The organism is Rhabdochromatium marinum (assembly GCF_016583795.1).
In the GTDB taxonomy this organism is placed as follows: domain Bacteria; phylum Pseudomonadota; class Gammaproteobacteria; order Chromatiales; family Chromatiaceae; genus Rhabdochromatium; species Rhabdochromatium marinum.
Genome location: NZ_NRRS01000015.1, coordinates 1 through 21,391, shown reverse-complemented (window position 1 = coordinate 21,391; position 21,391 = coordinate 1). Strand labels below are relative to the sequence as shown.

The window sequence follows — 21,391 nt, the reverse complement described above, 5'->3', positions numbered from 1 at the left end:
AAGCAGCCGATTCAACCCGCACAGCCATGACTGATCTGCATGATCTCGACCTGATTCTGCGCACCGAAACCCCGGTGCTGCTGATTGAATCGCTGGAGGAAAAGCGCATCATTGAGCTGTTCAGCCGGCTGGCGATTCAATTCGCCCTACCCTTGTTTTGCTGGACCATGACCGATGGCTTGCGCCGCGCCGAATATGACGCCCGCCCCCAGGCGGACCTGGCCGAGCCGGCCGAGATGCTGCGCTATATCAAGGTCAGCTCGCAGTCTGGTATCTATCTGCTGCTTGACTTTCATCCCTTTCTCGACAATCCACTGCATGTGCGCCTGATAAAGGAAATTGCCCTCAACTTCAGTGAAGTCGCCCGGCGTCTGGTATTGGTCAGCCATGCGCTTGAAAGCCCACCGGAATTTCGCCATCTGAGCGCCCGCTTCAGCCTGCGCTTGCCCAATCGCAGCCGCCTGCTGACCCTGATCCGTGAAGAAGCCCAGCGCTGGCAACATGCCGGCCCGCGCCGGGCTTTTCGCGCCAACCGCAAGGCAGTGGATCGCCTGTCGCGCACCCTGCTCGGGGTGACCGAATCCGACGCACGCCGCCTGGTGCGCAATGCCATTCATCGCGATGGCGCCATTACCGAGTCCGATGTTGAGGAAATCACCCGCGCCAAACACCAGTTGCTCAGCCCGGAAGGCAGCATTTCGTTTGAGTACGACACCGCCAGCTTCGCTGAGGTGGCCGGGCTTGAAAACCTGAAAGCCTGGATCGATCTGCGCCGTGAGCCCTTCCTGTCCGATGAGCCGCACACCGAGCGCCCGCGTGGAATCATGCTGCTCGGCGTGCAGGGGGGCGGCAAGAGTCTGGCCGCCAAGGCAGTAGCCGGGCTGTTTGGCGTACCGCTGTTGCGGCTTGATTTTGGCGCGCTGTACAACAAATACATTGGTGAAACCGAGCGTAATCTGCGCGAATCGCTGAAAACCGCCGAAGTGATGGCACCTTGCGTGCTATGGCTGGATGAAATTGAAAAAGGCCTGTCGGTTGGCAACAGTGACGAGGGCACCGGTCGGCGCATCATCGGCACCCTGCTGACCTGGATGGCTGAGCGCAAGGCGGCGATTTTTTTGGTGGCCACCTCCAACGATATTAAGCTGTTGCCACCGGAGCTGGTGCGCAAGGGCCGCTTCGATGAAATCTTCTTCGTCGATCTGCCCAACACCAACATACGCCGCGAGATCTTGCGCATCCATCTGACCAAACGCGGCCTCGACCCAGATGATTTCGATCTCGACCAGCTCGCGGCCCTGTCCGATGGCTTTTCGGGGGCCGGTATTGAGCAGGCCGTGGTCTCAGCCCTCTATGCGGCCCGTGCCGATGACAGCGCCGGCCTGGGCACCCAAGCCATCGCCACCGAACTCCAGCGCACGCAGCCGCTGTCGGTGGTGATGGACGTGCAGATCGCCCGGCTGCGGGCCTGGGCACAACACCGCACCGTTCCGGCCTGATGCGTTCCTACTTTTAATCCGACAACCACAGACCCAGTAACGCGCAATGGAATACAAGGACTACTACAAAATCCTCGGGGTGCCGCGCGATGCCAAACAGGATCAAATCAAAAGCGCCTATCGCAAGTTGGCGCGCAAATACCATCCTGATGTTAGCAAGGAACCCCAGGCTGAACAACGCTTTAAGGAGGTCAACGAAGCCAACGAGGTCTTAAAGGATCCGGACAAGCGCGCTGCCTACGACGCCCTGGGCAGCGGCTGGCAGGCCGGACAGGACTTCCGTCCGCCGCCCGGTGGTCCGGGAGGCGCTGGCGGTTTCGGCGGCTTTCAGCAGGATTTTTCGCCCGAGGATATCGACCAGTTCAGCGACTTCTTCGCCAGCGTCTTCGGTCGCGGTTTTCGCCGCGAAGGCCCTCAACCACGGCAGCGCGGCATGGACCAGACCACTCGTATTCAGATCTCACTGGAAGACGCCTATCAGGGCGCCACCCGCCAGATTCGCCTTGATGATCCACGGCGGCGCCTGGATGGCAGCGTCGAACCCAACAGTCGCACGCTCAACGTGCGCATCCCTGCTGGAGTCACCCAGGGCCAGCAGATTCGCCTTGCCGGCCAGGGCTCCCCCGGCGGCGGTGGCCGGGGCGATCTGTTTCTGGAAATCGACTTCGCCCCTCATCCCATGTTTCGCGCTGAGGGCAAGGATATTTATCTCACCCTGCCCATCACACCCTGGGAGGCGGCTCTTGGCGCCACGGTGCCAGTGCCCACCCTGGGCGGCACCGTCAGCCTGCGCATTCCGGCCGGTTCACAAAGCAATCAGCGCCTGCGCCTGAAAGGCCGGGGGCTACCCGGCAAAACACCCGGCGATGCCTTTGTACAATTTGAAATCGTCACACCGCCGGCGAGCGACGAACCGACGCGGGAGGCCTATCGACAGCTCGCCGAGCACTTTGGCACCTTCAATCCTAGAGCCAAGCTGGGAGCCTGATCATGACACAGAGAACAAGCAGCGGGAACGCACCCTTCGGAATCGAAGGCATCCTGCTCGACGAAGGCACAGTGGTCAGCGTCACGGAATTGACCGAGGTCTGCAACCTGAGCGTGTCTCAAATTAAGCTGATGGTTGGCGAAGGCATGCTCCATCCGCACGGCACCCAACCCGAACACTGGTGCTTTAGCGGCCTGGAGATTCAGCGCGCCCGCCGCGCCCTGCGCCTGCAACAGGATCTCGAGCTCAATCTCGCCGGTGCTGCCCTGGCGCTGGAACTGCTTGACGAAGTCGAGTATTTACGCAACCGCGTGCGCCTTCTGGAACAGCATCTGGGACGCCTGACGGATGTGGAGCCATGACCGACTGAGCGCGGTACCTTGCGGTTCCTGCGGTTATGGTTATCGTCAGCCGCTCGGACTCAGGCGCAGCGACAGATCCACCGCCTCGACACTTTTGGTCAGATCACCGACGGAAATATCATCCACGCCCGTCTCGGCAATGGCGCGCAACGCTGTCAGAGAAATACCGCCGGAAGCCTCGAGTCGGGCGCGTCCGGCGGTCAGGGTCACTGCTTCGCGCAACAGATGCAGACCAAAGTTATCCAGCAACACCCGCTCCGCCCCAGCAGTCAGCGCCTGTTCCAATTCATCGAGATTTTCCACCTCGACTTCCACTCGCACCCCGGCCGCAGTGGCCCGCGCGGCCGCCACCGCTGCCGCAATGGAGCCTGCTGCCATAATGTGGTTTTCCTTAATCAGAATGGCATCAAACAACCCCATGCGGTGATTGTCACAACCACCGCACAGCACAGCGTATTTCTGCGCCGCGCGCAGACCCGGCAGCGTCTTGCGGGTATCGAGAATCCGCGTCGGCAGCCCCGCGACCGCATCCGCATAGCGGCGCGCGCGAGTTGCGGTACCGGAGAGCACTTGCAGAAAATTCATCGCTGTGCGCTCACCGCTTAGCAACTCACGCAGCCCGCCCTCAATCACACACAGGCGCTGCCCGGCCATCAGACGCTCGCCATCGCGCACCTGCCAATCGGCCTGATAGTGCGGATCAAGGGCGCGAAACACCCCATCGAACCAGGCCCGACCGCTCAGCACCGCCATCTCGCGCGTAATCAGCTCCGCGCGCCCACGCTGACCAGCCGGTAAGAGCGCGGCGGTAATATCGCCGCTGCCGAGATCTTCGACCAAGGCTGTCTGCACATGCTGAGCAATACATTCCGCAGCGGGCAAGGATTGCGCAAGAACATCGGGATCAGGCGTGGGGGCATCAGTGGCTAACATCCGGCTTCTCAATTCAGTTGATGATCGTTGGTAGGAATTGGTAACAATTTATGCTCACGACCCGCACGACTATACTCCTGTGGCATTGGCTGTTTTAACTGTTTTTTGCACCTCACAAGCATCCACCATGAACGCTACCACCGGATCAACGCCTGCGCCTGCCCCTGACACAGCCACCGGCTGGCTCGCCACTGCGCGCCACTGCCCCTCGCCCAACTGCGATGCACGTCCGCTGGAAACCCTGGTGGATCTGCTGGTTATTCACTGCATCAGCCTGCCACCCGGTGAGTTCGGCGGCACCTGGATTGAGCAGTTATTCCTCAACCAGCTCGATCCGGCGCAGCATCCCTATTTTCGCGCCATTGCAAACCTGCGCGTCTCCGCCCACCTGCTAATTCGTCGCAATGGTGAACTGGTGCAATATGTCGATCTGCACCAACGCGCCTGGCATGCCGGCGTCTCCACCTTCAACGGACGGACTGATTGCAATGATTTCTCAATCGGCATCGAGCTGGAAGGCACAGATAACAGCCCTTTCACCGACGCTCAGTACGAACGCCTGATCCCCACCACCCAGGCGATCAGACGCCTCTTTCCCGCCATCACCCCCGAGCGCATCCTTGGCCATCAGCACATCGCGCCGGGACGCAAAACAGATCCAGGCTCCGGCTTCAACTGGGAGCGGTATCTGGGAAGCCTGTATGCGCGCCGATGGTAAAAGGTGGGATAAAAGGAGAGGCGAGCGGAGAATTCAGTCGCAAACGTCTGCATTGATAGGGGACTTGGCACCCGAGGCGGCTAATCACACCTCGGATGCCTTAATGAACTGGCTGCTTGCATCCAATCTCCCGGAAAAACTCCAGTCCCCGTGTTGCCGGTTGGAATCATGGCCTAATCTGCGTTAGGCAATTGCCGCTGGAAGCTCATGATGTCATGACGCGCAGCCTGGACAAAAGCATTAACCACGATCTGCTTTTGGCATCATCGGTGCTGGAGCCTCGGGCGCCGGCTCATGCTTGGTGGTACTGCAAGCCGCGAGCCCCAGAACCAGGATCACAGCCATGATGGCGAGAACGGATCTTTTAGTGTTGTTCATCTTTCGTGACCTATCTTAATGGAATGTAAATTCACGCTACTTGAGAGTGCGAAAGGGCGTCAACGCATAACAACCAGTCTTCTCGCAACAGATTGGCCTGGTCGCGAGCTTGGCAATATCCAGCCTCCACGCCTGACTGTCAAGATGAAAGCGTTTGCGTCGGTTCAACACGAACGCCCAGATCTTCTGGCAGACCTACAAGGACTTTATACAGACGGTTGAATTTGTTAGCCTTGGGCTCCGGGACTCGACCCTTAGACGCAATCGGTTTGATAAATACTATGTCTCCGCACATTGACTCACAGTGTCGCCTGATGACTACCGACCACTGCATCGCCAATCGTCTGCAAGGTATGCCTCAGATCATACAACACTGGCTCTCAACCCGGTTGTATCAACATGTGATGAGCATGGCTCTGTGCCTTAGCCTGCTGGGTAGCGGTTGCGTTCCGAGCCAGGGCATCCGATCAGGGCAGAGCGCCGATAAGCCCAATCCCATGCTTGATACTAGCTATTCCGCAGATGCCAACCTCGCCTATGTCGTGGACCCTAGCACGAGTAAGGCGCGACGCGACCAGGTGAATTTTGCCTCGGAGAGTGCTTCACAACGAACCAGAGACTTGGCACACTGGATTGTCAGCTCGGGAGATCATCATCAACTGCCATTTGCAATTGTTGATAAAATCAACGCCAAGGTTTATGTGTTTAATGCCAAGGGGCAGCTCAACCAAGCGGCACCGGTACTGCTGGGACTGGCTAGCGGCGATTATTCCACTCCTGGCATCGGCAACAAGCCGCTGTCCCGCATTCCGCCAGCGGAGCGCACCACACCCGCCGGGCGTTTTGTGTCCGCTATGGGCCACAATCACAAGGGCAAGGCGATACTCTGGCTGGACTATGAGCAATCCCTATCAATGCATGCCGTCGTCAAGGGTACGGCGCGGGATCGTCGCGCGGAACGTCTGGCGTCTACAACGCCACGTGACAATCGTATCTCATTTGGCTGCATCAATGTTCCCGTCGATTTTTTTAAGCAGGTGATACAGGATCAGTTCTCCGGCAAGGGCGGAATTGTGTATATCCTGCCGGAAACCAAGGAGTACGGGGGCGATAACCATAATCCACATGCGGTAGCGGCTAATGCGGACTGAAGCCAAAGTCGCGGCTTAAGGCTGCCCAGACTTTAAAGAATCAAACGGCTGGGTATGACAGAGTTCCTCGATTGAATGCGGCGTGGCATTGACGTCGTCGAAAGGCGGCTCCCAGGCTTTTTTCCCATTGAGCCAGGCCTGCAAAGGCATCACCATGGGCAGATGGCCGTTTGGACGATACCAGGAGTCAAGGCTCCAGCGATGACCGCTTTCCTTATCAATAATCACGGCTGTCCAATGCACCCCGTTGACATCGAAGCGATTGCGCACCTTGGGCGATGACAGGATCCATCCGTTCAGCGCTCCGAGATCCTGGAGAATATGCAGATAAGTCGTGGTATTGCTGGCATTATCGACACAATCCATCCGTCCTTTGATGCCAGTCTCAAAGTCATTGATGGCACGATCATTGGCCAAAAATGGCTGCTGTTTCTGAGCCAGCAATTCCATTTGCCAGATGCCGATACGTACTTGCTGTAAGCGATTGTGCAAACTGGTCGCTGGGCAGATCGCCATGTGTGCCCTCAATTGTGCCAAATCAGCAGCCGTGAAACTGATCAATTCACGACGTGCACATGACCAGTTAAAACAGATGCGCAGGGTAACGGAACCATTCGGATTGATCACATACTTTGGCGCCAGAGGAAAGGAAACAGATGTCTGAGCAGTATCCAATGTCTGTATTGAGGACGAGGAAGGCGCGGCAGAAACAGCAACTGTGATGGTACCGAGCAGCAGGATCATCATAAGCATCCCAGCGGTGCGAACCCGACCGACGCAACCAATGATGCAAGACTGATCCTGGGTTGGCATACTCAAAGCGCTTGGCAGACGTTTAACACGCTCAGCAGTCACACAAAAAACCAACACTTGTCACCTCATGAACTCAATCCAAAAAATTTTCGCTGACGTCCTCTGGTTTTTGCCGTGATCGCCGGTGGTTGGTGTTATATCGACAACGCAAGCAAAGATCCAGCCACCAGCAACATCTATCCTGAACAGTTCAACATCTTAGCCAAGTCCCGCGATTGTTCTTAAACGATGTCCAATACCGCCCCCACCCTAAGCCCTGTGCCGCTGCGCAAGCCATACCAGCTGATCCACCTGAGCGACATCCATTTCGGCCTTGAGGACCGTCGTGCACTCGCCTGGGCGAAACAGGAAATCGCCGCCCAGCAGCCGGATGCCGTACTCATCACCGGCGATCTGACCATGCGCGCCCGACGACGCGAGTTCGATGCCGCCTGCACCTGGATTCGCTCACTGGAGGCACCGGTCACCGTCGAAGTGGGCAATCATGACTTGCCGTACTTCAACCCCATCCAGCGCTTTTTCGATCCTTATCAGCGCATCCAGGCCATTGAGGATAAGGTGGAGGTGGACATTGACTTGCCCGGACTGGCCATTGTGCCGCTCAAAACCGTAGCTCGCTGGCAACCACGCCTGAACTGGTCCAAAGGCTGGATCACCGAAGCAGCGCTTGAGCGTTGCCTGGCCAAGCTTGACGCCCTGCCTCAAGGAACACGAGCACTGATCTGTTCGCACCACCCGCTGCGCGAAGCCGGCACCCGAGGCACTGCGCTGACCGGAAACGGCCAGAAGGCGCTGACCGAACTGGCCAGGCGCCAGGTACTCGCTGTGCTCTCCGGTCATGTTCACGATGCTTTCGATCTCATGCAGCCAACGGCACAGGGTCCCGTGCGCATGATCGGCGCCGGTACCTTATCGCGGCGCCTGCGCTCTACCCCGCCCAGCTTCAACGAGCTGCGCTGGGATGGTGAGCAACTATCTGTCTGTGTGCGCAATCTGGAGCATCATCGCACCCAGGAAATGATGATCAGCGCCATTCCCGAGGACGCGACGCCGCCAAGCAAGCCGGACGACCCTGTCGCTCCAGTCGATCAGATTGTGCGCATCGACCCGCCTGCTCACTGATGCAGACATCCCAGACTGGGTAACGCACTTGCAGAACCTGGTGGAACGCACTAGAATTCAACACGATAAGTCGTTATGAGTCACCAGATTCAGTCAGCGTTCGAGTTCGACATAGGCCGTTGTTAATGAATTCGGATCTATCCGCAAACTCCGTCGCTGTCGGTCAAGCCCGTCACGCCGATGCAGTCACCGCCGCGCGCACAGCAGCACGCCAGGCACGCGAGCGCTTGGGACAGGAGCAACCGCCGGCCTGGTTGCTTGCCTTTGCGGGAGGACTGCACGAACCCACTGAGGTGCTGGAAGGCTTGCGCACTGAACTGGGTGACATTCCGATCCTTGGCGGCAGTGGCACTGGCATCATCAGTGCACAAGGCGCACACAGCAGCGGCTACGAATGCGGGCTGATGCTGTTCGCTGAGGCCCTGGCGCCAGCCGCCATCATCCGCGTCGACGGCCTCGATCAAGACGAAACCACCGTCGGCTGTCAGCTCGGCCAGCAACTTCAGGCGCTGGCGCTGGAGCCAGAACGCGTCGTGCTGCTGTTTTACGATTCCATCAATAACTGCCAACAGCCACCCAAGCTGCATGTGTGCAGCCGCCTGCTCGATGGTCTGCATGAAGCACTGGGCCCACAAACGCCACTCATCCTCGGCGCCGGTACGCTCAACGACCTGGAAATGTCCGATAGCTACCTGTTCGACGGTGAAGGCGTCGCGCGCCACACAGCGGTTGCCATCGTGCTGCCAGCCAGCATTGCCGGACACTACACCATCATGCACGGCTGCCGGCCAGCCAGTGATTTTCTTGAAATCACGCGCATCGACGGTGCCAGATTACTCGAAATCAACGGCCAACCAGCGCTCAGGGTGGTTGAAGAGCGTCTTCGAGTCTCGCGCGCAGAGCTGCTTGCCCGCCAACCACTGCCATCAATCACCATTGGCAAAAAGCACGGCGATCCTTACATCCCCTTCAATGACGCCCAATACGTCAACCGGCTCGTCATGGCCATCGACCCAGCCGATGACGCACTCATCCTGACTGAAGCCGACTTCCACGCCGGTTCGCACATCCAGATCATGAGCTACGAACCCACGCGCATGATTACATCCGCCCAAGTCCAAACTGATGCACTGCTGGCTGCGCTTGAGGGACAATCTCTACTGTTCGGCCTCTATTTCGACTGTGCCGGTCGCTCGATGCCCTTTGTTGGCCTTGACGAAGACGAATCCATTGCGGTGCGCGAGCAGGTTGGTGCGCTCTGCCCCTTGCTGGGCTTTTATTCAGGCGTTGAAATCGCGCCTTTCATGGGACGCGCTCGCCCGCTCGACTGGACCGGCGTGCTCCTGATCTGCACCGCCGCAAACTGAGTAGCTCATGCCAGCTGATACCACCCCCGAGGCACTCGCTTACTATCGCCAGCAATGCGATGAACTGGGCGCGCGGGTCATGCAGTTGCAGGAGGCCCTGGTGCAAGCGCGGCGTGATGCACGGCGCGACCGCACGCTCGCACTGGTGGTGCAACGCATCTACGCCTTTGCGCAGACGTTGCAGGACAGCCCTGAGTTCGCTGATCAGCTTGGCGAACAGTTGCTCATGCTGTTTATCGAGCGACTCGCCATTGATGCGGCGGCCCTGTTGCAGCGCACAGACACGCCAGAACCGTGTCGTTTTAAGCTCACGCAAGCCATTGGTATCAAAACAGCCAGCTCAATCCCCGTATTGACTGAGTTTCCCGCCAATGGCTCGCTGCTCCCGGGTAACCACCCAATCCTGCAAGCCACCAACCTGGAACAGGGGTTCTGGGTGGAGCTGCACAACTCACCTCTGAGTCTGTTGCTGGGCCTGCGCAACAAGCCCCGCGGCCAGCGCAAACAGCTAAACCCAGCCGACCGCCAGATTGCCGAGGCAGCCCTCAGCGTCTATAGCGGTTTGCTTGAACGCCAGCGCGATTTTTCAGCCCGTCAACAGACGGAAAAGGACCTGCGCCGCATCCAGGAGCGCCTGGATCTGGCGCTGGAGGGTGCCGATGTCGGGCTCTACGACATGAACCTCGAGACCGGTCATGTGGCCTGCGACGAGCGTTTTGCCCGCATTCTTGGCTGCGATCCAGACACCACCCCCACATCCATGGAGGAATGGTGTCAACGCTTGCATCCCGAGGATCTTCCCAACGTACAGCACATCACCAGCGCGGTTCTAGATGGTCAGCGCCACAAAATCGAACTCCAGTATCGAATCCGCCATCAATCCGGCGCATGGATCTGGCTGCTTGACCGCGCCAAGGGCTTTGATCCCGACCCATCCGGGCGCCCGCGACGTGCCGCCGGCAGTTGCCTGAACATTACCGAGCAGAAACTCAGCGAAGCGGCCATCCATCGGCTGGCGTATTTTGATCCCTTGACCGATCTGCCCAACCGTCGCCTGTTTCTTGATCGACTGACCACGGCTCAAGCGGCTGCCCAGCGCCACGGCCACATCGGGGCGGTGATGTTTTTAGATATCGACCGTTTCAAGCAAATCAATGACGCGCGCGGTCATAACGTTGGCGACCACCTGCTGCAAAAGCTCGCTGCCCGTCTGCACTCCACACTGCGGGCTGAGGACACCATCGCCCGCTTTGGCGGAGACGAGTTCGTCATTCTGCTCACAAAACTGTCCAGAGATGCCGTTGAAGCCTCACATTATGCCCGGGTGGTTGCGGAGAAAATTCACCGCTTGCTATCCGTCCCTTTCGAGCTGCCCGAAGGTGAGATCAACTCGGAAATCAGCATTGGCATCACCCTGCTGCGCGGCAACGAGGTTTGCTTTCACGATCTGTTGCGCGAGGCCGACACGGCGCTCTACGACGCCAAGGAAAGTGGACGCAATTGCACGCGCTTTTTTGAGAAATCCATGCAACAAGCCGCCGAGGCGCGCTTCAACCTGGAGGGCGAGCTTAAGCATGCCATCGATGACCATCAGCTGATGCTCTACTATCAGCCGCAGGTCGACGCCCAAGGGCATCTGCTCGGTATGGAAGCCTTGCTGCGCTGGCGCCACCCAAGCAAAGGCATGATTCCGCCAAAGATCTTCATTAGTGTGGCCGAGGATACCAGCCTGATTCTTCCCATCGGGCACTGGGTGCTCAACGAGGCCTGCCGGTTTCTGGCGCAAATCAAGCGCCACAACCGGGCGCTGAGCCTGTCGGTGAACGTCAGCCCACGACAATTTCTCCAGACTCATTTCGTCGCACAAGTACAGCAGGCGCTGGATCAGTCAGGCATCCCGTCGGAGTGTTTAACGCTGGAACTCACCGAGGGGGTGGTTATTGAGGATATTCAAGGCACGGTGGAAAAAATGCAAGATCTCAAAGCACTTGGTGTGCGCCTGTCAATCGACGACTTTGGTACCGGCTACTCGTCCTTGGCCTACCTAAAACAGCTCCCGATTGATGAGTTAAAAATCGACCGCAGCTTCATACAGGATGTTTGCACCGATTCCAATGATGTCGCCTTGGTCGAGGCCATCTTGGCCGTCTGTCGCCATTTGAAGGTTGCTGTGGTTGCCGAGGGCGTCGAAACTGAAGAGCAGTTGCAGTTTCTGCGCACACGTCACTGCGATCTTTATCAGGGGTATTTTTTTAGCATGCCCCTGCCAACGGATGAATTCATGCAGACGTTCGACCTCCACAGTACCCCGATGTAGCGCGGGCTTTTTATCCAGCACTGGCCGCTGAGGGGGCAAATCCTTCATCGGTTGACTGGCGCGCGCTCAGTGCCTGCCGCCGCCGTTCGATGCGCTTATCAAGGATGTTTTTTAGCGCGATCAGCATGCCAAGGCCAATGAAGGCTCCCGGGGGCAGCATGACCAGCAGGGCACCATGGAAATTATCCCCCAGCGACAAGCCAAAGCCGGCGGCCCCCTCGCCCAGCAGCAGCTCAGCCTGATAGAACAGCGTGCCCTGACCCAGCAGTTCGCGCAGGCCGCCCAGCACCATGAGCACCAGGGTAAAACCAAGCCCCATCGCCAAACCATCCACGATGGCCTGATCCAGCCGTGCCTTGGAAGCAAAGGCCTCGGCACGCCCGATGATGGCGCAGTTGGTAACAATCAGGGGAATAAACAGCCCCAGCACCAGATACAGGTCGTACAGATAAGCCTGCATACTCAGCTCGACCGCAGTCACGAAAGAAGCAATGACCAGCACGAAGACTGGCAGACGCACCTCGGGTTTGACCAGATTGCGAATCAGCGACACGGTGGCATTCGACAGCACCAGCACCGCCGTAGTGGCCAGCCCCATGCCCAGACCATTGGTGGCGGTGGTGGTAACAGCCAGCAGCGGGCAGAGCCCGAGCATGGCGACCAGGGCCTGGTTGTTGTTCCACAGGCCGTCTCTGATAATGGAGCCATAGCGTTGATCCGCCATCAGGAAGCCTCCTTAGATGCCGCTGCCGTCGCGCCGTGCGTCGTCGGCTGTATGCGCGCCTGATCGGTTGTCGTGGCCTCCGGAACCGGTGACTGCGCCGGAGCCGGAGCGGCGTCTTCGCTGCCAATGGCTGGCTCGGTGTACAGACGCTGTCCCTGCTGATCAACATACATCAGGGTGTCATAGACCGCCCCAACAATCGAGCGCGGGGTGATGGTGGCGCCGGTAAACTGGTCAAAGACACCGCCGTCGCGCTTCACATGCCACTGCTCCGCCGGGGGATTGCCGATGGATTTGCCATTAAATTCTTCAATAATCCAGTTGGATTTTTTCTCGTCGATCTTATCGCCCAAACCGGGAGTTTCGTGATGCTCCAGCACCCGCACGCCACCCAGGGTGCCATCAGGCAGCACGGACACTAACAGCCGAATCGGACCGGCATAGCCATCCGGTACGATAGGCTGCAAAATCAACGCCACCGGCTCCTCGCCATCGCGCACGCGAAACACCTCAGTGGTTTCGCCACCCAACCGCTCAGGATCACTGACGGCAATGCGATCGGCCAATGGGTCGTTCTTGAGTTGCCCTTCGGGAACAATGGCCTCCAGCTTGCTCAGCATGGCATTGCGCTGATTGTCCGCAATCTGCCGATCAGTCATCGCATGGGTGACGGCCACCAGACCAACACCGGCCACCGAAAAGGCGCCGAGGATAAAGCCGGCCGTCAGAATAGGATTTTTTTTCATCGCCTCATTATCTCCGGTCAAGCGTCAATGCAGACAGCGTCAGGTCTTTTTACCATGGCCATAAACGCGCGGCTGGGTGTAGTGATCGATCATGGGGGCGGCAATATTCAGCAGCAAGACGCCGAAGGCGACGGCATCCGGATAACCGCCCCAGGTGCGGATCACAAAGACCACTGCGCCGATTAAAGCCCCAAAGACCAGCTGCCCACGCTTGGTGGTGGCAGCACTGACCGGATCGGTGGCGATAAAGAAGGCACCGAGCATGGCCGCTCCTGAGAACAGGTGGAACCAGGGCGCGGGAAAATGGCTGGGATCAAAGACCCAGAACAGCCCCGACAGCACCGCCAGACTGCCCAGCAGACTGACCGGAATATGCCAACTGATGACGCGAATGTAGAGCAAATACAGCCCGCCAAGCAGAAAGCCCAGACTGGCCCACTCCCACCCCTGACCACCGACAAAGCCCCACAGCGGACTCTGGCGAATCTCGGTCATCAGGATGTTTTGATCAAGCCGGGTGCGCAATTCATCAAGCGGCGTGGCCCCGCTGACCGCATCCCAGGTGGTCTCAGGCGGCAGCGCGCCGGTGAAGATCAGCCGGGCGGAATCCAGAAAGGACAGATGCACCAGATCCCGCGCCTCCAGCAAACTCGGCACATCCGGCGGCAGCCAGCTGGTGGTGGCGACCGGATAGGAGATCAGCAGAAACACATAGCCCGCCATGGCCGGGTTGAAGGGGTTGTAACCGATGCCGCCATAGAGCTGTTTGACGATGACAATGGCAAACAGAATGCCCAACAGTGTCAGCCACCAGGGCAAGGTCGGCGGAATAGTCAGGGCAAACAAGAGCGCCGTGACCAGAGCACTGAGATCACCAATCACCGGCAGCACCGGGCGTCCGCGCAGCTTCATCACCAGCGCCTCGGCGCCCAGCGCGAACAGGCTGGCCAGCAGCATATTGATGATCACGCCCCAGCCGAAGAACCACACCAACGCCAGGGTGCCGGGAATCAACGCCAGGCACACTTGCAGCATGACCTGATCGACCCGGTAGGGGCGCGCGCTGTGCGGAGAAGAAGTCAATGCACCGCTGATCATTGGACGCTCCCGGCCGTATCGGTCTTCGCCGTGTCGGTCTTCGTGTCAGCAGCGCTGCTGACACTGCTCTGCTCAGCACCACCCACGGCCGCTGACTGACCCGGCGCGGCCTTGGTTTTCGGGGTGATAGCTTCTTTTTTCTTGCGCAATTTCGCCTTGCGCTCGCGCTCCAGCCGTTCCAGTCGCGCCTCACGCGCCTCGTGGCGCCGCTTGGCATGCTCGGAGGCCTGTTTCTCGCGTTCGCGCGCCCAGCTTTCGTTCTTGGCGTAGCGGTAATACTGCACCAGCGGAATATGCGCCGGGCACACATGGGCGCAGCAACCACACTCAATGCAGTCAAACAGATTGTAGTCCTGCACCTTATCGAGATCCTTGGCCCGCGCATGCCAGTACATCTGCTGCGGCAGCAGACTGGTGGGGCAGACTTGGGCGCACTGGCCGCACCGAATGCAGGGCATGGCCGGTCCGGGGTCGGGCGACTCTGCTGGCGTCAGCGCCAACAGGCAGTTCATGGCCTTGGTGATCGGCACTGCGTCACCCTGGAGCGTCATTCCCATCATCGGGCCACCGGCGATCAGCTTGGCCAGTTCGCCGCTGTAACCACCGCTGGCAGCAATCAATTCGCTGGCCAGAGTGCCCACGCGCACGCGGAAATTACCCGGTTGGGCAATACCGCGTCCAGTCACCGTGACATAGCGCTCGATCAATGGCTGACCGCGCAGCACAGCATCGGCCACCGCTGCCACCGTGGCGACGTTCTGGCACACCACACCGATCTGCGCCGGGATGCCATGCGTCGGCACCTCACGCCCGGTCAGAATACGAATCAGCTGCTTCTCCCCACCGCTGGGATACAGCGTCGGGATCTCCACCACCTCCAGCTGGGCCGGGGTCTGCGCCTGCTGCTCGGCCACCGCCTGGCGCATGGCGGCAATGGCTTCGGGCTTGTTGTCCTCGATACCGATCAGCACGCGCCCAGTGCCGAGCAGGTGCAGCAGAATACGTGCGCCAGTGACAACCTCGCTCGCGCGCTCACGCATCAGGAGATCATCGCAGGTAATATAGGGTTCGCACTCGGCACCGTTCAGCACCAGGGTATCAATGGGCTGATCCTGTCCCGGATTGAGCTTGACGCTGGAAGGAAAAGAGGCGCCACCCAGTCCCACGATGCCGGCCATGCGAATCCGCGCGCGCAGGGCCTCGGCATCGAGTGACTGAAAATCCGCCACTGGCTCGGGCCGGTCCGGCGCCCAGGCATCTTCGCCATCGGTGTCGATGATGACGCAGGGCGCCGGCAGTCCGGAGGGATGCGGCATGGCATGCGGCTCAATGGCACGGACCACACCTGAGCTGGATGCATGCACCGGCGCACTGACATAGCCCTGGGGTTCACCGATCATCTGCCCTTTGAAAACGCGCTCGCCCGGCTGCACGCAGGGCCGCGCCGGCGCGCCAATGTGCTGTGCCAGCGGAATGACCAATTGCGTGGGCAGCTTGGCCTCCACCACCGGCCCCTGATTGGACAGTGCTTTCTCATCGGGCAGGTGAATACCGCCATGGAATTTCCACAGCTTGGGTGAGGATGTAGGAGTCTGAGAGGACGTTTGGGTGCTTTGAGTCATGATGGAACTTGTTACATCGACCGTTAGGCCGCCTGACGCTGATCGGGACCGGAGTTGGAACTGTCCGGCCAATCGGCGGAGATCTGAGTGGAGGCTGCGACGGGCATGGGCTCGGGATAGGGCCACTTCCAGTTGGACAAATTCTGCTCGATCGGAACCATGTGAATGCACTCGACCGGGCAGACTGAAATACACAGCTCGCAACTGGTGCATTCGCTGGCGATCACCGCGTGCAGGCTCTTGGCCGCACCGACAATGGCATCCACCGGGCAGGATTGCAGGCATTTGGTGCAGCCGATGCAGTCCTGCTCCTTGATTACCGCCAACGCCTTGGGCTTGGGCACCACTTCACCGAGCGCCACTGGCTCGCGTCCGAGCAGATCGGCCAGCGCTAGCATAGTGCCCTCCCCGCCTGGGGAGCACAGATTAATGTCCGCCTCACCAGTGGCCACAGCCTCGGCATAGGGCCGGCAGCCGGGATAGCCACATTGCCCGCACTGACTCTGCGGCAACAGGGCCTCTGCCTGATCGGCGATGGGATCGCCGTCGATGTGGAAACGGATGGCGGAGTAGCCGAGCAGTAAACCAAACACAAGGGCCAACACGGCAACGGCTCCGATGGCAACCAACATGGTTCTCGAACCTCATTCTGACAGGGTGATCAGCGGCCCGCGATGATGTCGGGCCACTTCAATGGTGCATTGATTCCGAATGATGCCCTGGGGCACCGGGAATCTTCGTGCAGCTGAGTTTAATTGGCCACCAGACCAGCAAACCCCATAAAGGCCAGCGACATCAACCCGGCTGTAATCAGGGCAATGGCGCCCCCCTGAAAGGGCTCCGGCACATCCGCTACCGCCACTCGCTCGCGCACTGAGGCAAAGAGCGCCAGCACCAGCGAAAAACCAACCGCCGCGCCGAAGCCATAGAGCGTTGCCTCCATAAAGCTGCGCTCTTCCTGCAAGTTCAGCAGCGCCACACCGAGCACGGCGCAGTTGGTGGTGATCAGGGGCAGAAAGATACCCAACACCTGATAGAGCACCGGGCTGGTCTTGTGCATCACCGTCTCGGTAAATTGCACCACCACCGCAATCACCAGAATAAAGGCGATGGTGCGCAGATACTCGATTCCCAAAGGTTCGAGCAAATAGGCATTGACCAGCCAGGAGGTGACCGAGGACAGCGTCAGCACGAAGGTGGTTGCCAGGCCCATGCCAATGGCGGTTTCGAGCTTTTTCGAGACCCCCATAAAGGGGCAGAGGCCTAAAAATTTGACCAAAACGAAGTTGTTGACCAGCACGGTGCTGACCAGGATAAGGGCGTATTCGGTCATTGGAACTGAGACCTTTCGGGCGACGAACTGAGCAAGTGGCGTGGGCTTGAAACAAAGCGCTGCAACGGGGCATCAGCCCCCGATGCGCTGCGACCGCCAAGGTGGTGGCATTCGCAAACGCGGAAGTCTAGCGATCTTTCCCTCGCTAGACAACTGTCGGAAACCCTGGAAACTGAGAGGATATGATAACTGCGACCAGCGCTACAGTCATCCGTTGCGCCGTCACCGAGGATCTTGTCCTCGATTCCGGCATCGAGATTCGGGTTGTGTCAAGTCCCGAGAGATCATTCATAATAACTTTAAGAGCCTAACCGGAGAGCGTTGAACCAACAGTCTGAAGTTGAAAATAGCGGATGCGGTCGCTCAGTGCCTGCGACAGATGGCGCAGCTGGCCGCTGTGGCCAAGGCCGTGGCGGGCAGCTTCGGCGTTTTCCTGCGCCAGGGTACTGATCTCAGCAAGCGCAGTGGCAATCTCGGCTGCCATCTGGTTTTGTTGATTGGCAACGGCTGAAATCTGGTGGGTCATCGCAATGACCTGATTGACGGACTGGGAGAAAGCGTCGAGATGGGCAACAACCTCATCATAGTGCCCGATACTCTGATGGGCGCGGTCGCGATTGGAGTGGATCACCTGAACCGCATCCTGGGAGCTGTTATTCAGGGCGGCGATGAGGGCTTCGATCTCACCGATGGAATCCTGGGTACAGTTGGCAAGCTGGCGGACTTCCTGAGCCACCACACTGAAGCCGCGTCCATGTTCGCCGGCGCGCGCGGCCTCAATGGCCGCATTGAGCGCCAGCAAGTTGGTCTGCTGGGCCAGGCCACGCATCACATCAAGCACCAGGGTGACGGCGTCGCTGCGATCCGCCAGGCTTAATACCACGACGGCCGCCTGATCGATCTCAGTGGCCAGCTGGCGAATCACCGAGGTGGTGCGTTCCAGCAACCGACGGCTTTCGTCAATGCGCTGCTGCGCCTCGCCGGTGGCGGCAACCGCCTGAGAGCTGTGCGACACCACCTCGCGCGCGGTTTCTGCAAGCTGGTGGGTAGCACTGGAGACGGTGCCGGTTTCAGCATTCTGGCGTTCAAAGCGAATCATGCTGTGCTCAGAGAGGTTGGCCATGTCACCAGCTGAACGATCCAATGCCTGACTGGCCTGGTGCAAATGGGCAATGATCTCGCGGATGCGCTCGACCATACGTTGCAAGGCGGTCATGAAGTGGCCCACTTCATCATTGCGCCAGGCAGGAAAGGGCGCATCCAGATTGCCTTCAGCCAGGGCGGAGACAGTGGCAATCGCGTTGTTTAGTGGGTGCAGTTTGCGCTTGATGTACCAGTAAAGCCCCAGGGTGGCGAGCAGCAAAATCACCGCGACACTGGTATAGGCGATGAGATCAAAGCGCCGCTGGGCGGCTGCACTGGCGGAAGCATCAGTCAGGCTGAGCAACTGCCCGAGCGGGCGCTGATCAAGCCCCAGAATGGGCTGCACCGAAACGGCAACGACCCCGTCCGCGCTGGGATAGCGCGCATAGTGCGATTGGTCCAGCGGCGGCAGATCCACATCCAGCGCCGACCATTGTTCGGGCTGGGTGGCGGCCACCGCGCGGCCTTTGGCATCGAGAATTGCCAGTTCTGAGCCGTCAATGGCGTGAAAGGCCTCTATCAGCGGTTGCAGGGATTTTTCCAAGAGTCCATAGCCAACCGGCTTGCGTCCAACCTCAAACTGAAAGGCAACCAGCGCCACAGGTTCACCCTGGGCGTTGCGTCCCAGGCCGGAATGGGGTTTGCCGTCCGCACCACTGGTGCGAATCAGGGTGTCCGCTCCATCCGGCAACTTGTGAGCAACGGTGGCCGCACTCAGCGGTTGTCCGTCCAGATTGAGAATCTGATACCGGTCAAAGTAGTGCTGATGAGCAATGAGTTCGGTGAGAGCCGCACTGGCCGCGTCAATCGCTGCGACATCCTGCGCCTTGAGCGCCTGGCGCAGAGCAAAGTCACGCTCAAAGTCAGCGATGCCAAGCTGCATGTGGTCAAACTCGCGCTTCAGGACTTGCTTCCATACCAGCTGCTTGCCGGCGATCACCTCGGCGGCGACCCGTTCAAGAATGCGCTGATTGCTCAGGTGTCCGATCACAATCAATGCCAAAGCCACCAGCAGAGTCACCAGTACAGCGAACAGGGTGACACTTTTGCGAATACTCATGTGTGACGCCCTCTCGCGTCTCCAGTGCTTTTGAAACCGGACACTAAAGCACAGTGTTTTGACAAGCGTATGACGGCCGGAAAACCCGAACCAAGGATTCTTAAACGCCGTCACCGGGCGCCGCAGCGGCGCCGGTCGAGTCGCGCGACCAGCTCGCCAATGATGGCGCGATAAAGGTCGTCACCGAGAATTTTGTCCTCGATCCCAGCATCAAGATTGGGGTTGTCGTTGACTTCAATGACGACCGGCCCCTGCCCGGTGACCTTGGCATCGACACCGTAGAGGCCATTGCCAATCAGATTGGCCGCCTTGAGTGCCACACGCACCACTGCTGCCGGCACAGTATCGATAGCAACCGTCTCGAATAGCCCTTCCTCGTGGTGGCCATCACCGTCGTGGCGCACGATCTGCCAGTGGGACTCGCTCATGAAATACTTACAGGCGTAGAGGGGCTGCCGCCCGAGAATACCGATTCGCCAGTCGAACTCGGTGTAAAGATACTCCTGAGCAAGGATCAGGTCGGACTGCTTGAAGAGCTTGGCGGCGATGCGTTGCAGCTCGACGTGATCACCGGCCTTGAAGACCCCGCGCGAGAACGAACCCTCCGGGATTTTGACCACAATCGGATAGGCGATTTCGGCCTCTGCGTCGAGCAGGATTTCACGGCGCAGGATCAGAGTCTTGGGCCGGGGCACCCGGTTGGCCTCCAGCAGCTCGGCGAGATATACCTTGTTTGTACAGCGCAGGATCGAATCCGGGTCGTCGATCACCGCCATCCCCTCGCGGTCGGCTTTCTTTGCGAAGCGGAAGGTGTGGTGGCCGATCTGTGTCGTCTCGCGGATCAGGAGGGCATCGTATTCGGCCAGGCGGCCATAGTCCCGGCGCTGGATCAGCTCGACATTGACGCCGAGGGCCTTGCCAACGCGCACGAAGCGCTCCAGAGCCTTGGGGTTTGATGGCGGCAGTTCCTCGTCCGGATTGTGGAGGATGGCCAGATCGTACTTGTAGGTTAGCCGCGCGCGCGGCTGACGCCAGGGTTGCGACAGATAGCGCTCCAGGGCCGCGAAGAACGCGCCTTCCTGCTCGGCGCTGAGGCCACTGATCGGCAACGTCTTGATGGCTCCAATGCGCCAGGTGCCCTGCAAGCGAAACTCGACCCGCAGGATTGGGCAGCGGAAGGTCTCGAAGATCCGGCGCGCGAGCGGCTCAAGCTCATTGACCCCGCAGTGACCGACGAACATGGTCAGCTCATAGGCCGTCGGCACCAGCCCCCCTTTGCACCGGGCCAGCGATTTCTGCGCCTGGGCGTTGAGCTCCTCGGTTGACAGGTTGTAGATGTCGCGACTGGAGAGATCCTGCATCGTACGCACGGTCGGGATGACTTTGTGACCGCGCGCCTCGGCTAACAGCGAGCAGTAGTAGCCGATGCTGAGATAGCGATAGCTGCGGCACAGGTTGATGACACGCAGCTGCTTACCGGCCGAATAGTCGTCGCTCGCCAAATAGTCGCGAGCGGTAACAACCGACAGGTGCGGAAACTCAGGCTTCCAGTCGGAAGGTTGCTCAACCAGCAGAATGTGCTCAGCCATGTGGGCGCTCCGAGCGCTCCGGCTGGTCGTCGCCGTAAGTGATCAGCACAACCGCCTGGAGTCCAGCCCGTCCGTAGCGGGCCATGCGACAAAACTCGCTCTTCTGAATTGGCATATTGATCGAATCCGACGGTGTCTCGCCGTTCTTGTAGTCGATATAGGGGTCGTTGACATAGACAAAATGATCATCGAAGCCGGTCACGACGACCCAATGGGGGAATCGCTCCTCGTAGATCCGGTAGGAGCTAATCAACACCAGCGGGATGGCGCCGGCCTCAAAACGTCCGAGCAGCTCATCAAGGGGTGCGGCCTTTGAATAATGTGATCACCCGAAACAGGCGGCACCGAATTGATCAATTCGCTGCCAAAATTGTTGCCAGCGCCCGGTCGTTTGGCTCAGCGCCCGCAGGCTGAGTACAATCCCGGCG

Annotated in this window: 18 protein-coding genes and 1 pseudogene; 8 read left to right on the top strand and 11 right to left on the bottom strand. The window is 59.3% G+C overall.

Translation table 11 applies throughout. From position 1 onward, the window contains the following. Window positions 1-26 precede the first annotated feature (26 nt). From CKO36_RS06835 to CKO36_RS06825, 3 genes are read left to right on the top strand one after another with little or no spacing between them, the layout of a single operon-like run. Window positions 27-1,499, top strand: a complete 1,473-nt coding sequence (locus tag CKO36_RS06835; protein WP_200282405.1) for an AAA family ATPase — start codon at window positions 27-29, stop codon at window positions 1,497-1,499. A gap of 46 nt (window positions 1,500-1,545) precedes the next feature. Further along, window positions 1,546-2,487 (top strand): DnaJ C-terminal domain-containing protein, encoded by a 942-nt coding sequence (locus CKO36_RS06830; RefSeq protein ID WP_200282402.1) that lies wholly within the window; start codon window positions 1,546-1,548, stop codon window positions 2,485-2,487. Window positions 2,488-2,489: 2 nt separating this feature from the next. Then, window positions 2,490-2,849, top strand: a complete 360-nt coding sequence (locus CKO36_RS06825) for a chaperone modulator CbpM (protein WP_200282383.1) — start codon at window positions 2,490-2,492, stop codon at window positions 2,847-2,849. 45 nt (window positions 2,850-2,894) lie between these two features. Here CKO36_RS06825 and nadC read toward each other — a convergent pair whose 3' ends face one another. After that, entirely contained in the window at window positions 2,895-3,782 is an 888-nt protein-coding gene (gene nadC, locus CKO36_RS06820) for a carboxylating nicotinate-nucleotide diphosphorylase (protein ID WP_200282380.1), read from the bottom strand. 127 nt (window positions 3,783-3,909) lie between these two features. Between nadC and ampD the strand changes: the two genes are divergently transcribed. After that, window positions 3,910-4,500, top strand: a complete 591-nt coding sequence (gene ampD / locus CKO36_RS06815; protein ID WP_200282378.1) for a 1,6-anhydro-N-acetylmuramyl-L-alanine amidase AmpD — start codon at window positions 3,910-3,912, stop codon at window positions 4,498-4,500. Window positions 4,501-5,267: 767 nt separating this feature from the next. Then, window positions 5,268-6,029, top strand: a complete 762-nt coding sequence (locus tag CKO36_RS06810; RefSeq protein WP_242469438.1) for a L,D-transpeptidase — start codon at window positions 5,268-5,270, stop codon at window positions 6,027-6,029. Window positions 6,030-6,044: 15 nt separating this feature from the next. Here CKO36_RS06810 and CKO36_RS06805 read toward each other — a convergent pair whose 3' ends face one another. Further along, window positions 6,045-6,776, bottom strand: a complete 732-nt coding sequence (locus CKO36_RS06805; RefSeq protein WP_242469437.1) for a hypothetical protein — start codon at window positions 6,774-6,776, stop codon at window positions 6,045-6,047. A 294-nt stretch (window positions 6,777-7,070) separates the two neighbouring features. Between CKO36_RS06805 and CKO36_RS06800 the strand changes: the two genes are divergently transcribed. The 3 genes from CKO36_RS06800 (at window position 7,071) to CKO36_RS06790 (ending at window position 11,648) form a co-directional block, all read left to right on the top strand. Continuing rightward, on the top strand, window positions 7,071-7,964 hold the full coding sequence (locus CKO36_RS06800) for a metallophosphoesterase family protein (protein ID WP_200282375.1): 894 nt from the start codon (window positions 7,071-7,073) through the stop codon (window positions 7,962-7,964). Window positions 7,965-8,089: 125 nt separating this feature from the next. Then, window positions 8,090-9,331: an FIST signal transduction protein gene (locus CKO36_RS06795; protein ID WP_200282371.1), complete on the top strand. Its 1,242-nt coding sequence runs from the start codon at window positions 8,090-8,092 to the stop codon at window positions 9,329-9,331. 7 nt (window positions 9,332-9,338) lie between these two features. Continuing rightward, window positions 9,339-11,648: a putative bifunctional diguanylate cyclase/phosphodiesterase gene (locus CKO36_RS06790; protein WP_200282368.1), complete on the top strand. Its 2,310-nt coding sequence runs from the start codon at window positions 9,339-9,341 to the stop codon at window positions 11,646-11,648. Between the two features lie 10 nt (window positions 11,649-11,658). Here the strand turns inward: CKO36_RS06790 and CKO36_RS06785 are convergent, their stop codons facing one another. The 9 genes and pseudogenes from CKO36_RS06785 to CKO36_RS06745 all read right to left on the bottom strand — a co-directional run. Then, window positions 11,659-12,372, bottom strand: coding sequence for an electron transport complex subunit E (locus CKO36_RS06785; RefSeq protein ID WP_200282365.1), 714 nt, complete (start codon window positions 12,370-12,372; stop codon window positions 11,659-11,661). Beyond that, window positions 12,372-13,118, bottom strand: a complete 747-nt coding sequence (gene rsxG, locus CKO36_RS06780) for an electron transport complex subunit RsxG (protein ID WP_200282362.1) — start codon at window positions 13,116-13,118, stop codon at window positions 12,372-12,374. Before rsxG ends, CKO36_RS06785 begins: the two co-directional genes overlap by 1 nt. Before the next feature lie 39 nt (window positions 13,119-13,157). After that, window positions 13,158-14,216, bottom strand: coding sequence for an electron transport complex subunit RsxD (rsxD, locus tag CKO36_RS06775; protein ID WP_207161408.1), 1,059 nt, complete (start codon window positions 14,214-14,216; stop codon window positions 13,158-13,160). Further along, window positions 14,213-15,838, bottom strand: coding sequence for an electron transport complex subunit RsxC (gene rsxC, locus CKO36_RS06770; RefSeq protein ID WP_200282359.1), 1,626 nt, complete (start codon window positions 15,836-15,838; stop codon window positions 14,213-14,215). Before rsxC ends, rsxD begins: the two co-directional genes overlap by 4 nt. A 23-nt stretch (window positions 15,839-15,861) precedes the next feature. Next, the gene (rsxB, locus tag CKO36_RS06765; protein WP_200282356.1) at window positions 15,862-16,470 is read right to left on the bottom strand and encodes an electron transport complex subunit RsxB; all 609 of its coding nucleotides are present in this window, start codon (window positions 16,468-16,470) and stop codon (window positions 15,862-15,864) included. Between the two features lie 119 nt (window positions 16,471-16,589). Next, window positions 16,590-17,171, bottom strand: coding sequence for an electron transport complex subunit RsxA (rsxA, locus tag CKO36_RS06760; protein WP_200282353.1), 582 nt, complete (start codon window positions 17,169-17,171; stop codon window positions 16,590-16,592). A gap of 307 nt (window positions 17,172-17,478) precedes the next feature. Continuing rightward, the gene (locus CKO36_RS06755) at window positions 17,479-19,374 is read right to left on the bottom strand and encodes a methyl-accepting chemotaxis protein (protein WP_200282350.1); all 1,896 of its coding nucleotides are present in this window, start codon (window positions 19,372-19,374) and stop codon (window positions 17,479-17,481) included. Between the two features lie 110 nt (window positions 19,375-19,484). Then, the gene (locus tag CKO36_RS06750; protein ID WP_200282347.1) at window positions 19,485-20,963 is read right to left on the bottom strand and encodes a RimK family protein; all 1,479 of its coding nucleotides are present in this window, start codon (window positions 20,961-20,963) and stop codon (window positions 19,485-19,487) included. Beyond that, window positions 20,956-21,255 (bottom strand): annotated as a pseudogene (locus tag CKO36_RS06745) (peptidase C39 family protein); the annotation flags it as partial. The gene CKO36_RS06750 and the pseudogene CKO36_RS06745, both read right to left, overlap by 8 nt. Window positions 21,256-21,391 lie beyond the last annotated feature (136 nt).